This window comes from Stenotrophomonas sp. SMYL86 (genome assembly GCF_036320025.1).
GTDB classification, from domain to species: Bacteria; Pseudomonadota; Gammaproteobacteria; order Xanthomonadales; family Xanthomonadaceae; genus Stenotrophomonas; species Stenotrophomonas maltophilia_A.
The window spans coordinates 24888-38774 of sequence record NZ_JAWIRU010000026.1; the positions used below are offsets into that span (position 1 = coordinate 24888).

At 67.6% G+C, this 13887-nt stretch carries 10 protein-coding genes; 3 read left to right on the forward strand and 7 right to left on the reverse strand.

What is annotated here, in order from left to right:
* Positions 1-2: 2 nt before the first annotated feature.
* Complete coding sequence (locus V3B64_RS20145) at positions 3-1562, reverse strand: serine hydrolase (protein WP_329914808.1); 1560 nt, start codon at positions 1560-1562, stop codon at positions 3-5.
* A gap of 110 nt (positions 1563-1672) precedes the next feature.
* Here V3B64_RS20145 and V3B64_RS20150 point away from each other — a divergent pair, with 110 nt between their 5' ends.
* Genes V3B64_RS20150 through V3B64_RS20160 form a run of 3 tightly spaced genes read left to right on the forward strand, consistent with a single transcriptional unit; the run spans position 1673 to position 3925 of the window.
* The gene (locus tag V3B64_RS20150; RefSeq protein WP_032128347.1) at positions 1673-2116 is read left to right on the forward strand and encodes a VOC family protein; all 444 of its coding nucleotides are present in this window, start codon (positions 1673-1675) and stop codon (positions 2114-2116) included.
* Positions 2113-2943 (forward strand): DUF72 domain-containing protein, encoded by an 831-nt coding sequence (locus tag V3B64_RS20155; RefSeq protein WP_329914809.1) that lies wholly within the window; start codon positions 2113-2115, stop codon positions 2941-2943. The genes V3B64_RS20150 and V3B64_RS20155 overlap by 4 nt, the downstream gene beginning before the upstream one ends.
* Positions 2944-2977: 34 nt before the next feature.
* Complete coding sequence (locus V3B64_RS20160) at positions 2978-3925, forward strand: DMT family transporter (protein ID WP_032128349.1); 948 nt, start codon at positions 2978-2980, stop codon at positions 3923-3925.
* Positions 3926-3955: 30 nt separating this feature from the next.
* Here the strand turns inward: V3B64_RS20160 and V3B64_RS20165 are convergent, their stop codons facing one another.
* The 6 genes from V3B64_RS20165 to V3B64_RS20190 all read right to left on the reverse strand — a co-directional run bounded on the left by V3B64_RS20165 (position 3956) and on the right by V3B64_RS20190 (position 13623).
* Positions 3956-5116: an AAA family ATPase gene (locus V3B64_RS20165; protein WP_329914811.1), complete on the reverse strand. Its 1161-nt coding sequence runs from the start codon at positions 5114-5116 to the stop codon at positions 3956-3958.
* Positions 5117-5279: 163 nt separating this feature from the next.
* Entirely contained in the window at positions 5280-6350 is a 1071-nt protein-coding gene (locus tag V3B64_RS20170) for a sensor domain-containing diguanylate cyclase (protein WP_329914812.1), read from the reverse strand.
* A 144-nt stretch (positions 6351-6494) separates the two neighbouring features.
* Positions 6495-7217, reverse strand: coding sequence for a pseudouridine synthase (locus V3B64_RS20175; RefSeq protein WP_049424580.1), 723 nt, complete (start codon positions 7215-7217; stop codon positions 6495-6497).
* A gap of 34 nt (positions 7218-7251) precedes the next feature.
* Positions 7252-8916 carry a sensor domain-containing diguanylate cyclase gene (locus V3B64_RS20180; protein WP_121503862.1) on the reverse strand — a complete coding sequence of 555 codons (1665 nt, stop codon included), beginning with the start codon at positions 8914-8916 and terminating at the stop codon, positions 7252-7254.
* A 109-nt stretch (positions 8917-9025) separates the two neighbouring features.
* Positions 9026-11449 (reverse strand): EAL domain-containing protein, encoded by a 2424-nt coding sequence (locus V3B64_RS20185; RefSeq protein WP_049424576.1) that lies wholly within the window; start codon positions 11447-11449, stop codon positions 9026-9028.
* A gap of 227 nt (positions 11450-11676) precedes the next feature.
* Positions 11677-13623 (reverse strand): DEAD/DEAH box helicase, encoded by a 1947-nt coding sequence (locus V3B64_RS20190; protein ID WP_032128355.1) that lies wholly within the window; start codon positions 13621-13623, stop codon positions 11677-11679.
* Between the last annotated feature and the right edge of the window lie 264 nt (positions 13624-13887).

The following is a 13887-nucleotide window of genomic DNA, read 5'->3' on the forward strand; positions in this document are numbered from 1 at the left end:
CGTCATTTCACCGGGGTGAACAGCAGGTCCTGGAAATCGAAGCTGAAATCGGTCAGGTCGGAGATCGACTGCATGCGCACCTCGCGCACCTTGCCGTCCGGATCCAGGCTGAAGTTCACGAACGCGTCGGCGTTGAGCGAACGGTCGTCCCAGCGCACGATGAAGGTGTCATGCTGCCAATGCTCCAGGCGCCCGCTCAGCTGCGCGGTCTTCATGAAGCGCAGGCGCAGGCCCTTGCCCTCGGCACTGACCTGCATGTCGCCATACCAGCGGTCGCGGAACTTGCCGGTGTAGCCGGCCAGTGCCAGCGATGGCTTGCTGCCCTTGTCGCGCGCGCTCTGGTGCTTGGCCCAGGCCTCGTCGGCCTTGTCCTGGCCCTTGGCCACGGCCTTGGCATAGGCGTCCACCCAGTCGTGCTTCTCACCGCCCAGGTAAGCATCAAGCACGCTCAGGGTGATCGCGTTGAATGCCGCGCCTACTTCCTGGTTGGTCAGCACCACCACGCCCAGCTTCTCGCCTGGCACCAGGGTCAAACGCGAGACCATGCCCGGCCAGCCACCGGTATGCCAGACCAGTTTCTGGCCGCGGTAGTCGCTCAGGCTCCAGCCTTCGCCGTAGCCGGCAAAGTTGGCCCGGGCCGGTGCCAGCTCCGGCACGCTCGGCGCCGGAATCGACTGCGGCGTGATCATCCGCCACATCTGCTGCTGGCTCTTGTCGCTGAACAGCGCGGTGCCATCGGCCAGCTTGCCTTCGTCCAGCTGCACCTGCATCCAGCGCGCCATGTCGTGCGCGCTGGAATAGATGCCACCGGCGCCGGCATTGTTCGACCAGGTCAGCGGTGCAACGGTACGCAGGTCCTTGAAATCGTACTTGGCGTGGCCGACCGCGGCCTTGTCGCCCGGCTTCAGGTGATCGGCGTTGTAGCGTGTGCCGGCCATGCCCACCTTGTCGAAGATGCGGGTCTGCAGGAACTGCCGGTAGCTCATGCCGGAGACATGCTCGATCACCTGCTGGGCAACCGCGTACAGGATGTTGTCGTACGCATAGCTCTCGCGGAAACCGCCCTTCAGCGGCACCTTGCCCAGCCGCTCCACCACTTCGGCATTGCTGTAGGAGGTGGTCGGCCAGAACAGCAGGTCACCTGCGCCCAGGCTCAGCCCGCTGCGATGCGACAGCAGGTCGCGGATCGTCATCTGCCCGGTCACGAACGGATCGGACATGCGGAACGACGGCAGGTGGTCGATCACCTTGTCGTCCATCTTCAGTTTGCCGTCCTCGGCCAGCAGGTTCAGCGAGGTGGCGGTGAACGCCTTGGTGTTGGAAGCAATGGCGAACAGCGTATCGGCCTGCACCGGTTCCGGCTTGCCCTGCTCGCGCACGCCCCAGCCGCGTTCCAGCACCACCTCGCCATCCTTGACCACTGCCACGGCAATGCCGGGCACGTCGAACTGCGCGCGCACGCGCTCGACGGTCGCATCCAGGTCCTGCAGCTGCGCCGGGGTGGCAGCACTCGCCATGGTCGTGCACGCCAGCAGCACGGCTCCTCCAATCCAGGGTTTCATCCAGCACGATCTCCGAACAGGGGTGGCGGCCATGTGCAGGCCGTCACCGGGGTTTCGCGCGATGGTAACGGTCTGCGGCGCACCCTGCCCTGTGCCATAGGAGGGGTGTCATGGGCGGGAACGGCCAACCGAGCAACGGCTCCACCATCATTCCATGCCTGCGCTATCGCGACGCGCAGGCCGCCATCGACTGGCTGCAGCGCGCCTTCGGCTTCCATGCCCAGGCTGTCTACGCCGATGGCGATACGGTGTTCCATGCACAACTGACCTTCGGCACCGGCATGATCATGCTCGGCTCGGCCGACAAGGAAAGCGAGTGGAACCAGCATGCGGCGATGCCTGATGAGGTCGGCGGCCGCCAGACCCAGAACGCCTGCGTGATCGTCACCGATGCCGATGCGCACTATGCACGGGCCAAGGCCGCCGGTGCCCGCATTGTCATCGACATCGCCGACCAGGACTATGGCGGACGCGGCTACGCCTGCGCCGACCCGGAAGGCTATCTGTGGTGGTTCGGCAGCTACGACCCGTGGCGCGCGGACCACGGCCAGTGACCGCGACCGCCCGGCAGGCGGAGATCCGCTGCGGCATTGGTGGCTGGGTGTTTCCCGAATGGCGCGGCGGCGTTTTCTACCCGGTTGGCCTGCCGCAGCGTGAAGAACTGGCCCATGCCAGCCGTGCCCTGCGTTGCATCGAAATCAACGGCACCTTCTACCGCACGCCCACCGCGGCGCAGTGCGCGCAGTGGGCCGCACAGACGCCGGAAGGCTTCCAGTTTTCGATGAAGGCGCCACGGTACCTGGTGCAGCGCCGCGACCTCTCCAGCACGGTGGAAGCGGCCGCGCCCTTCCTGCAGGCGGCGATTGCACTCGGTGACCGGCTCGGCCCGTTGCTGTGGCAGTTCGATCCGCGCCATCCGGCCGATGCCGATGCATTGGGTGCCCTGATGGCGCAGCTGCCGAAGCAACTGGAAGGGGTGACGCTGCAGCATGCGCTGGAGGTCCGCAACGCCGAGGCACATGGCCCGGCACTGGTTGCTGCCGCCCGTCGACACGGCGTGGCGCTGGTGATCGAGGACAGCGACGAGGCGCCACTACACGGCGATGTCAGTGCCAGCCTCGTCTACGCGCGGATCAAGCGCAGCCAGGCCCGCTTGAACGAGGGTCTGCCGGCACCCGTGCAGCAGCGCTGGGCCGAACGCGCGCTCCACTGGTCACGCGGCGAACCGGTGGACGACCTGCCCTGCCTGGCCGCGCCGGCACCGTCAGAGCCGCGCGAGGTCTACCTGCTGTGCATTGGTGCGGGCAAGGCACGCAACCCGGCGGCGGCGATGGCCCTGCAGCGGCGGGTAGATGGGGCCAGCAATTCCTCACGCGGATAGCGCTGCGGTCATCGCCTTGCCTCACAATAGGCGGATGAGCACACCCGACACCCGCAAAGCGCTGTGGCAGATCCACTTCTGTGTCCTGCTGTGGGGCGTCACCGCCATCCTCGGCAAGTTGATCACCCTGCCGGCGCTGCCGCTGGTGTGGTGGCGCATGCTGCTGGTGACGGCGATGCTGGCGCTGCTGCCGCGGGTCTGGCGCGGATTGCGCACCCTGCCACTGCGCCTGGTGGCGGGCTACGCCGGCATCGGCGCGCTGGTCGCCCTGCACTGGCTGACGTTCTACGGCGCGGTGAAGCTGGCCAACGCCTCGGTGGCCGCCACCTGCATCGCGCTGGCGCCGGTATTCACCTCGATCATCGAACCGTGGGTAGCCAAGCGACCGTTCCAGCTGCGTGAACTCGCCTTCGGCCTGGCCGTGCTGCCGGGTGTTGCACTGGTGGTCGGTGGCGTGCCCGATGGCATGCGCCTGGGTGTACTGATCGGCGCGATATCGGCGCTGCTGGTGGCGGTGTTTGGCTCGCTCAACAAGCGCATGGTCAGCCACGCCGATCCGCTTACGGTCACCGCACTGGAGCTGGGCGCCGGCACCCTCACCCTGACCCTGCTGGCGCCACTGATGCCCTACCTGCTGCCGGCGCTGGCCAGCCCGCTATGGGTGGTTCCGGACCTGCACGACGGCATCCTGCTACTGGTACTGGCCGGGTTCTGCACGCTGCTGCCGTTCGCCCTGGCCCTGGTCGCGCTACGCCACCTGAGCGCCTACACCGTGCAGCTGGTGACCAACCTGGAACCGGTCTACGCGGTGGTGCTGGCAGTGGTGCTGCTGCGCGAGCAGCACGAGGTCACGCCGTGGTTCTACCTGGGCGTGGCGATCATCGTCGGCGCGGTGTTCCTGCATCCGTTGTTGAACCGCCGCAAGCCGGTGCAGCATCCGGAAATTCTTGGCACGGCCGAGGCGCGCAACATCGCCGATTGAGTGCCTCCGCGCAGGGTGCGAATCGCCTTGTCAGCGCTGCGGCCAGTGCCATGCCGGGGCATCCAGCAGGCCCTGCCCGCTCAACAGCGTGCGGCCCTGTTCCTTGTGCAGATGCAGCGAATGACAGCCGGGCGCCTGCTCCAGTGCTGCGATCAGTCGGCTGGCGTGTGAGACCACCCACACCTGGCTGCGCGCACTGGCCGCGATGATCAGCCGCGCCAGCGCCGGCAGCAGGTCCGGATGCAGACTGGTCTCCGGTTCGTTGAGCACCAGCAGCGGCGGCGGGCGCGGCGTGTGCAGTGCCGCGGCCAGCAGCAGGAAGCGCAGCGTGCCGTCGGACAGCTCGGCCATCGACAACGGCCGCAGCAGCCCCGGCTGGTGGAAGCGCAGGGCGAGTCGACCGTCCAGTTCCTCGAACCCCACCGTGGCGCCCGGGAACGCATCCTCCACGCTGCGCGCCAGTCCGCCCGGATCACCGATCTCGAGGATGGTCACCCAGGCCGCCGCCAGATCGCGACCGTCGTGATGCAGCACCGGCGTGCGCGTGGCCATCGCCGGTTGCCGTGCCGGGGCATCGGCGTCGCTGCGGAAATGGTCGTAGAAGCGCCAGCGACGGATGTACTCGCGCAGGGCGATGGTTTCCGGCATGCGCTGCGGATCGCCAACCTGGGTGAACAGACTGTCGAACAGCGACAACCGGTCATCGACCAGATCCCAGCCGCGCGCATGGCGTTGCCGCACCATTGCCCCACGTCGGTCGACCAGCAGGTTGGCGCTGCGCAGGAACGGCCCGGCCCAGATCGCCTCGGCCTTGATCTGCGGGTCCAGTGCGAAGGCCGAACGGCTGGGCGGTGGGTAGCCCAGGTCGATGGCATAGCCGAACTCGTCGGTGGTGAAGCCCAGCTTCAATCCCACCGATTCCTGACGTGGGCCGCCCTGCAAGGGGATTTCGCCGGCAGCAACCCGACGGTCCATTTTTTCCGGCCCCGCCCACAGCGCCGAACCGAGCCCACCTTCGCGGGCCAGAACCGCCGCGACGCCGCCCTGCGCGGTCTCCGCCAGCAGGCGCAGCGCGCGGTACAGGCTGGATTTGCCACTGCCATTGTCGCCGGTCACCACATTCAACTGCTGCAGCGGCAGTATCAGCCCGTGCAGCGAGCGATAGTGGGCGATGGCCAGGGTCTGCAGCATGGTTGTGTCCGTGGGAACAGGGACGTCATGCTGGCCGGTTCTGATTGCAGGAGCTGCGACGCGACGTGAATCGGGAAGAGCATCCACGCATGGCGTGGATCTACTGGAACGGCATCGAATCATCCACACGTCGCATGCGTTCAGCGCGCGAGTCGCCGGTGTCTCAGCCCGCCCGTTCCACCCGGTTGCGACCATTGCCCTTGGCCCGGTACAGCGCCTTGTCGGCGCGCGCCAGCATCGCGTCCACGCTTTCACCGGCGTGATGCTGGGCAACGCCGATGCTGATCGTGACCGGGAAACCCAGCGGAAGATCCGCCACGGCCAGGCGCAGGAATTCGCATTGCAGTTCGGCCGTGCGCAGATCGGTGCCCGGCATCACCGCCACGAACTCTTCGCCGCCATAACGCGCCGCCATGCCACGGCCAGCGAAATGCGAGCGCAGCAGCACGCCCAGCTCGGCCAGCACCCGGTCGCCGGTGGCATGCCCCTGGAAATCGTTGATGTGCTTGAAATGGTCGATGTCGAGCAGCGCCACGCAGGCCACGCCCGGTTGCCCATCGATCTCCACCACAGCCTCTTCCAGCGCCGCCGCCATCGCGCGGCGGTTGGGCAGGCCGGTCAACGCATCGGTGCGGCTCTGCTCGGCCAGGTCGGCATTCTGCGCCAGCAGCACGTCCTGGTACTCCGACAGCAGGCGCTCGTAGTCATCGCGTTCCAGCATGTGCTTCTGGATGTCGAGCGCGAAACGGCGCAGCTCCATCACCAGCATCACCTGCCGTGACAGTGCGGCCAGTGCCTCGGCCTTGTCGCTGGGCAGGTGCTGCGGATGTGCATCGAACACGCACAGCGTGCCCAGAGGCAGTCCATCGGAACTGATCAATGGCGCACCGGCGTAGAAGCGGATGTGCGGGTCGCCGGTCACTACCGGATTATCGTGGAAGCGGATGTCCTGCAACGCGTCCTCCACCACCATGATTTCCTGCGGTTGCAGGATGGCGTGGCCACACATCGATTCGCTGCGCAGGTTTTCCGCCGCGTCGATGCCCTGGATCGACTTGAACCACTGCCGTTCGACGTCGATCAGGGTCACCGCCGCCATCGAGGTACCGCAGACCGCCTTGGCGATCGCGACCAGGTCGTCGAAGGATTTCTCACGCTGCGAATCCAGGATCCGGTAGCGGTACAGCGCCTCGAGCCGCAGGGCTTCGTTGGCAGGCTTGTCGGGCTTGATCATGCAGCGTCACGTTCCGGCAGGTCACTGCGGAGTCTAGCTGATGCCGGTGCGCAATCCGCACAACGGGGAGTGCCGGCCGCTGGCCGGCATCCCGCGCTCATTCGATGCCTGGTGCAGCCGGCCAGCAGCCGGCGCTACCGCGCGTTACCAGTCCAGCTGCTTCGGCAGCAGGCCCTGCAGCTCCTGCTCGGTCAGGTTGCGCCACTGGCCCGGCTTCAGCGCACCGATCTTGATGTTGTCGATGCGCACGCGGCGCAGCTGGGTCACGCGATAGCCGAATTCGGCGGCCATCAGGCGGATCTGCCGGTTCAGTCCCTGCTGCAGGGTGATGCGGAATCCGAACTTGGCGATGCGCGAGGTCTTGCACGGCAGCGTCATCTGGTCGTGGATGCGCACGCCGCGCGCCATGCCACGCAGGAACTCGTCGGTGACCGGCTTGTTCACCGCCACCAGGTACTCCTTCTGGTGGCCGTTCTCGGCACGCAGGATCTGGTTGACGATGTCGCCGTTGCTGGTCATCAGGATCAGTCCCTCGGACTCCTTGTCCAGGCGCCCGATCGGGAAGATGCGCTGTTCGTGGCCGACGAAGTCGACGATGTTGCCCTTGACCGAGGTTTCGGTGGTGCAGGTGACGCCCACCGGCTTGTTCAGCGCGATGTAGACGTGGCGGCGGGCGCCGGGCTTGCGTGCCACGCGCGCGCGCAGCGGCTGGCCGTCGACCAGCACCTGGTCTTCCTCGCCCACCACCGCACCGGTGCCGGCCGCGTGGCCGTTGACGGTGACGCGGCGGGCGGCGATCAGGCGATCGGCCTCGCGGCGGGAGCAGAAGCCGGTGTCGGCGATATGTTTGTTGAGTCGGGTGGTCATCGGTCCATTATCCGGCATCGCCGCCCGCTGCGCTTCATGCCGGGGCCGGCGGATCGAGCTCTTCGCCGTCGAACACCCGGTTGCGACCCGCCCGCTTGGCCACGTACATGGCATGGTCGGCCCGCCGCAGCAGCGCGGCCAGGTCATCCTCACCCGGCCGCCACTGCGCCAGTCCGATGCTGGCGGTCACTTCCAGGCCCGGCACCTGCAGGGCCTGGCCGGCTTCGGTGATGCGCTGGCGCAGGCGGTCCAGGCGCGCCGACGCCGCCTCGCGCGGCATGCCCGGCATCAGCAGCAGGAACTCCTCGCCGCCCATCCGCACCACTTCGTCCTGGCTGCGGACTGCCGTGCGCAGGGCACGCGCTACCGCCACCAGCACCTGGTCGCCCACCGCGTGGCCATGGCGGTCGTTGATGTCCTTGAACAGGTCGATGTCGAGGAAGCCGATCACCAGCGGGCCACGCTCACGGTCGACCTGTGCCAGGTGACGGGCCAGCTGCTGCAGGCCGGCCCGGCGGTTGGGCAGCCCGGTCAGGCCATCGGTTTCGGCCAGCTGGCGCAGTTCATCGCGCTGCTGGCGCAGCCGGCCCAACCGCTGGTTCATGGCATAGGCGGCCATCATCAGCAGCCAGGTCACCGACAGCTGGAGTGCTTCCACCCGGTACTCCAGCAGCCACCCCGCACTGCTGGCATCGGCTGCGATCATCACCAGCAGTGGCACCAGCGCCGCCAGGCCCGCCAACGCCCAGCAGTCACCGCGCAACCAGGCACGCATGCCAGCGGCCAGTGACAACAGGCAACCGAGGATGAAGGTCAGCTGCAGGCTCTGCGCGACCAGCGCCAGGGTGTCCCAGCGCAGGCACGGCACCAGCGCGGCCAGTCCCATCAGGCCCCACAGCACAGCCTGCTGTGCCGGCCGCGAGCGTGGCAGCAAGCGGTCCCCGCCGTTGAGGCGCCACAGAGCGGGCAGTACCAGTGCCTGGGTCGCGGCGGTCAGCGCCAGCAGCCACCATGCGCCGCGCTCGCCCACCGGCAGCCACGGTTCGGGGTAGCCGCTCAAGCCGCCAAGAACCGCCTGCCACACCACCACCACGATCGTCGCGCCGATGTAGACCAGGAAGCTGCGGTCACGGGTGGTCAGGTAGGCCATCAATGCCGACAGCGCCAGCGCGATCGCCACCGCGATGCAGGCCGCGCGCACCAGCAGGCGGGCGGTATCGTTCTGCTGGACCGGACTGGGCGCCCCCAGCCGCAAGGTTGGCACCCAGCGCGCTTTCAGCGGCGCCTGCCACGACACCAGGAACGGCTCATGGCTGCCTGCCGCTGGCACCGCCACCAGGCCGATGCCGGCGCGGAAGCGCGAATCACGGGTGCGCGCATCGTGCATGTTGCCGCAGATCTCGCGGTCACCATGCTGTACGCGGACTTCGCCAGCGAACACGTTGAACACATCCAGCGCCTGGGGTTGCCCCGACCAGCCCCCGGGCGGCGCCGGTACCTCTACCTGCTCGCGCGGCCCGGCCAGCATCGCGGGCGTACAGCCACGATGGGGTGTCGGTTCGTCCGTCGGTGCGCCAACCAGCAGGAAATCCCGGCCGGCCTCGGCCAGGCGCGCGTGCACCAGACCGGGAAGCAACACTCCCATCAGCAGGACGACCAGCAGCGCCCCTGTTTCGTACCGCCACTGCCTGACGCCCACGCCACATCCTGTTCCTGCTTACGTCCGCGCCCACTGCGCGTCGCCCCTGGCGCGCATTATCGCAGCCGGGCACGCCACGCATGTGTAGACCAAAGTCGCCGTGCGCCGTTCAGCCAGCGGCCGGAGGCCCCTTCACCGCCACCAGGCGGACCGGCCTCAGGTCACTCAGGGTCATCCGTTCCAGCGGCTGCGGCCGCTCGATCGCGTAGCCCTGCAGGCCCTGCACGCCGAGCCGGGTCAGTGCGCCAGCCACCTCGGCGGTTTCCACCCATTCGGCCACCACCTCCATCTGCAGTTCCCGCCCGAGCTCGCTGATCGCCCGCACCGTGGCGTGGCTGACCGGGTCGGTGTCCATGTCACGCACGAAGGTGCCGTCGATCTTCAGGATGTCCGCAGGCAGCTGGCGCAGATAGCCGAACGAGGACAGGCCGGAGCCGAAGTCATCCAGTGCCATCCGGCAGCCACGCGCTTTGACCGCATCGATGAAAGCGCGTGCCTGGCTGAGGTTGCTGATCGCCGCGGTCTCGGTGATCTCGAAACACAGTTTCGAGGCCAGCGCGCGGTTGCGCTCGAGCAGGTCGCAGACGAAGGCGAGGAATCCCGGCTCGGCGATCGACTGCGCCGAAACGTTGACGTTGCACAGGCCCAGCTGGCGCACGTGTGCCGGGCAGACCTGCAGGTGGCGGAACAACAGCCCGAGCACGTGCCGATCCAGCGCCACCGCCATGCCGTATCGCTCCACCGCCGGCATGAACTGACCGGGCAGATGCAGGCTGCCATCGGTACCACGCATGCGCACCAGCACCTCGTAATGCAGGTAGGACGGATCGCCCACGCGGGCGATGCGCTGCGCGTACAGCAGCATGCGATTCTCCGCCATGGCCAGGCTGACACCCTGCAGACGCTCGGCCTCCTGCCGCCGCTCCTCCAGCGCCATGCGGTTCTCGTTGAAGCAGTGCACACGGTTGCGACCGGCCTGCTTGGCCGCATAGCAGGCGCTGTCGGCGGCGCTCATCAACCAGTTCGCGTCCGGCGCCTCGGCACTGACCTCGACCACGCCGATGCTGCAGCTCAACTGCGGGCTGCCCTCGCTGATCGGGAACGTGGCCTGGCCCAGGTTGCGGATCACCCGCTGCAGTACCCGCTTGGCTTCATCCTGGCCGGCGTGGGCGAGAAACACCGCGAACTCATCGGCCCCCAGGCGGCCGACCCAATCGCCATCACGCACCGCCGCCACCAGATAGTCGGCGAAACCGCGCAGCATCTGGTCGCCGGCGGCATGACCGAAGCTGTCGTTGACCAGCTTGAAGTGGTCCAGGTTGATGTAGCACAGCGCATGCGTACCACCGTCGGTCCGGACCTGCAGCAGCGCGCGTTCCAGCAGGCGTTCGATCTCGCGGCGGTTGATCAGGCCGGTCAGCGGATCGTGGCTGGCGTGATGCTCGATCTCGCGCGCCAGTGCATGGTTCTGGCTGACATCCTCGATGATCGCGAACACCGACAATCCTCCGCCCGAGCTGCGAACCGCGGTACCGCTCCAGCGTCCCCAGACGAGGCTGCCATCGCGCCGCCGGAAACGCAGCTCGCTCGGCCGCAGCTGCCGGTCCCAGTCGATGCGGCCGACACCATCGAGGACCAGTTCCCCCTCCATCAGCAGGTCACCCAGCAGCATCTGCAGCAGCACATCACGCCGGTAGTCGAGGATATCCGCCATCGCCTGGTTGGCCTCGACCACGCGGCCATCGGTGTCGAGCTTCAGCATGCCGACATTGGCCTGGTAGAACGCCGCGCGGAAGCGGCTCTCGTGCTCGGTCAGATCCTTGCCGACACGACGCGCCAGCGCCACTGCCATCAGGCTGATCACCAGCACCGACAGGCCGCCAACCATCAGCGTGGCGATCCGGACCATGGTGGCCATCCTCAGCAGCGCCTGCGAGAACGCCTGGGCCTGCACCTGCAGGCGGCGGTCGAGATCCCGCAGCTGCTGCAGGTAGCGATTGCGGTCGGCCACGGGCAGTTCACCTGCCGCATGCCTCCGTTGCAGCTCGGCGACCAGGGCCTGCACAGCCTCCAGATCACCATCGGTCTGCCGCCACAGTGCAGTGGCTTCGCGGAATGCTCCCAGGTCACGGGCGTAGCGGAACGAGAACACCAGGCGCGGAATATCGGCGCGCGCGTTGCCGCCCTGCAGGAAACCCTGCCGGGCCTTCTCCTCGTCCGGTACCGCCTGTTCCAGCGCCAGCCGGGCCTGCAGATCCCCCAACGGAATCCGCAGGGCCTGGCGCGCGTCATCCAGGTCCTGTGCATCGCCACGCGCCAGGTAGCGGCTCAGCGCAGCGGTCGCATCCTGCTGCCCTCGCGACCAGTAGCCCTGGCCGGCGATCCAGGCCGTCGAGGCCGCCTGCAGTTCCTGGATCAACGCGGACAGCGCGACCAACCCGATCGCCATGCCCGTCAACAACGCAAAGCGCAATCCCAGGCCACGGGTCATCGGCACCCGCCGGCTCTGCTGGTCCGTGCCACTTCTACCCATCCCGGATCCCCCCGAATGTGCTGCGGTGACAACCTCCCTTGGAACCGGCCCAGCCTATGACCGGCAATGTGTTTGCCATGCGAAAAGGGGACGGAGGGGATTAAGTCGTTTTCGGCATAAGCGCACTGCCGGGCATAAACGACTTAATCCCCTCCGTCCCCTTTTCCAGGCCCATAACGGACAACGCCAGCCCGGAGGCTGGCGTTGTTCAGGACCGCAGGTGCGGCTTAGAAGCTGCGCGGGCCGCGCGGCTTGAAGCCGTCACGACGCGGCGGGCGGCTGTCGCGGTCACCTCCGCGGTCGCCACCGTGGCCACCCGGACCGCCCGGGCCACCGCGACGCGGGCCACCCGGGCCGCCCGGACCACGCTTGTCGAAGCGCGGCTTGAACGGACGCGGGGCCGGGTTGGTGTCTTCACCCGGGGCCAGCGCACGCATCTGCAGCTGCTGGCCGGACACCCACACCTTCTGCAGGTGCGACAGCACGTCCGGCGGCATCTGTGCCGGCAGGTCCAGCAGCGAGAAGTCGTCATGGATGTCGATGCGGCCGATGAAGCGGCTTTCCAGGCCAGCTTCGTTGGCAATGGCGCCAACGATGTTGGCCGGCTTCACGCCGTGCTGGTGGCCGACCGAAATGCGGTAGGTCTCCATGCCCTGCTCCGGCGCACCACGCGGCGGAACCTCACGGCGCGGACGCTGCTCGAAGCCACCTTCGGCGTCGTCGCGGCGCGGGCCACGCTCGAAGCGCGGACCACGCTCGTTGCGGTCGAAGCGATCGCCACGTTCCGGGCGGTCACCACGGTCGAAGCGTTCGCGCGGTGCGCGCTCTTCACGCGGGGCACGTACCGGCGGCTGCAGCAGGAACGGGGTGTCACCCTGCAGCATCTTGGCCAGCGCGGCAGCCACTTCGATGGCCGGCACGTTCTGCTCGTTCTCGAAACGCTCCAGCAGCTGGCGGTAGAAGTCCAGGCCACCGGCGCCGAGGGTTTCGCTGATGCGCGAGGTGAACTTGTTGATGCGGGTGTCGTTGACCGCTTCCACGCTCGGCAGCTGCATTTCTTCGATCGGCTGGCGGGTGGCGCGCTCGATCTGGCGCAGCATGCCCTTCTCGCGCGGGGTGGCGAACAGGATCGCCTCGCCGCTGCGGCCGGCACGACCGGTACGGCCGATGCGGTGCACGTAGCTTTCGGTGTCGTACGGGATGTCGTAGTTCAGCACGTGGCTGATGCGCTCCACGTCCAGACCGCGGGCAGCCACGTCGGTGGCGACCAGGATGTCCAGCTTGCCTTCCTTCAGCATGGCGATGGTGCGCTCACGCTGGGCCTGCTGCATGTCACCGTTGATCGCGGCAGCGGCCAGGCCACGGGCCTGCAGCTTGCTGGCCAGTTCCTCGGTGCCGGCCTTGGTGCGCGCGAAGATGATCATCGCGTCGAACGGCTCGACTTCCAGGATGCGGGTCAGCGCGTCCAGCTTGTGCATGCCGCTCACCCACCAGTAACGCTGGCGGATGTTGGCCGAGGTGGTGGTCTTGGCCGCGATGGTCACTTCCACCGGGTCCTGCAGGTAGGTCTGCGCGATGCGGCGGATCTGCGGCGGCATGGTGGCCGAGAACAGGGCCACCTGGCGCTGCTCCGGCAGCTTCTTCAGCACGGCTTCGACGTCGTCGATGAAGCCCATGCGCAGCATTTCATCGGCTTCGTCCAGCACCAGCGTCTTCAGCTCGGACAGGTCCAGGGTGCTGCGGTCCAGGTGGTCGATCACGCGGCCGGGGGTACCGACCACGATGTGCACGCCGCGGCGCAGGGCCGACAGCTGCTGGCCGTACGGCTGGCCGCCGTACACCGGCAGCACGCGGAAGCCCGGGATCTTCGACGAATAGGACTGGAACGCCTCGGCAACCTGGATGGCCAGTTCGCGGGTCGGCGCCAGGATCAGGGCCTGCGGCTTGATCTGCTGCAGATCGATGTTGGACAGTACCGGCAGCGCGAACGCTGCGGTCTTGCCGGTGCCGGTCTGGGCCTGGCCCAGCACGTCGCGACCTTCCAGCATCGCCGGGATGGTAGCGGCCTGGATCGGCGACGGGGTTTCGTAGCCGATGGCGGTGACCGCCTGCATCACGGGCTCGGACAGGCCGAGCTGCGCGAACTGCAGCGGCGCTTGGGAATCTTGGGACATGGGGAACTCCGAAGACACTGCCGTCTTCCTGGCAGTGCGATAAAAAAGGTGATGGTCCGCGCTTTGGGCGCCCTTCTTATCGCGTGCCCTGGCGCTGCTCGGTTGGAGGAGATTTCACTCGCTCAGAGCGGAATCATACCGCATTGATCCTGAACAAGGCGTACAGCTTGCCGTGCGCGTACCGTCATGCCCCAAGCTGGCGCACAATACGCGCCCTCTTCACCGGCCCGGCCGCTGGCTGCGCCCTTCCCCAGGAACCCCGCT

What these genes read in the sequence shown, in the direction of transcription:
- V3B64_RS20150 (WP_032128347.1), top strand. Translation starts at nt 1,673, where the DNA reads ATGGGCGGGAACGGCCAACCGAGCAACGGCTCCACCATCATTCCATGC.
- V3B64_RS20170 (WP_329914812.1), bottom strand. Translation starts at nt 6,350, where the DNA reads ATGATCAAGCCCGACAAGCCTGCCAACGAAGCCCTGCGGCTCGAGGCG.
- V3B64_RS20175 (WP_049424580.1), bottom strand. Translation starts at nt 7,217, where the DNA reads ATGACCACCCGACTCAACAAACATATCGCCGACACCGGCTTCTGCTCC.
- V3B64_RS20190 (WP_032128355.1), bottom strand. Translation starts at nt 13,623, where the DNA reads ATGTCCCAAGATTCCCAAGCGCCGCTGCAGTTCGCGCAGCTCGGCCTG.
- V3B64_RS20145 (WP_329914808.1), bottom strand. Translation starts at nt 1,562, where the DNA reads ATGAAACCCTGGATTGGAGGAGCCGTGCTGCTGGCGTGCACGACCATG.
- V3B64_RS20185 (WP_049424576.1), bottom strand. Translation starts at nt 11,449, where the DNA reads ATGGGTAGAAGTGGCACGGACCAGCAGAGCCGGCGGGTGCCGATGACC.
- V3B64_RS20165 (WP_329914811.1), bottom strand. Translation starts at nt 5,116, where the DNA reads ATGCTGCAGACCCTGGCCATCGCCCACTATCGCTCGCTGCACGGGCTG.
- V3B64_RS20160 (WP_032128349.1), top strand. Translation starts at nt 2,978, where the DNA reads ATGAGCACACCCGACACCCGCAAAGCGCTGTGGCAGATCCACTTCTGT.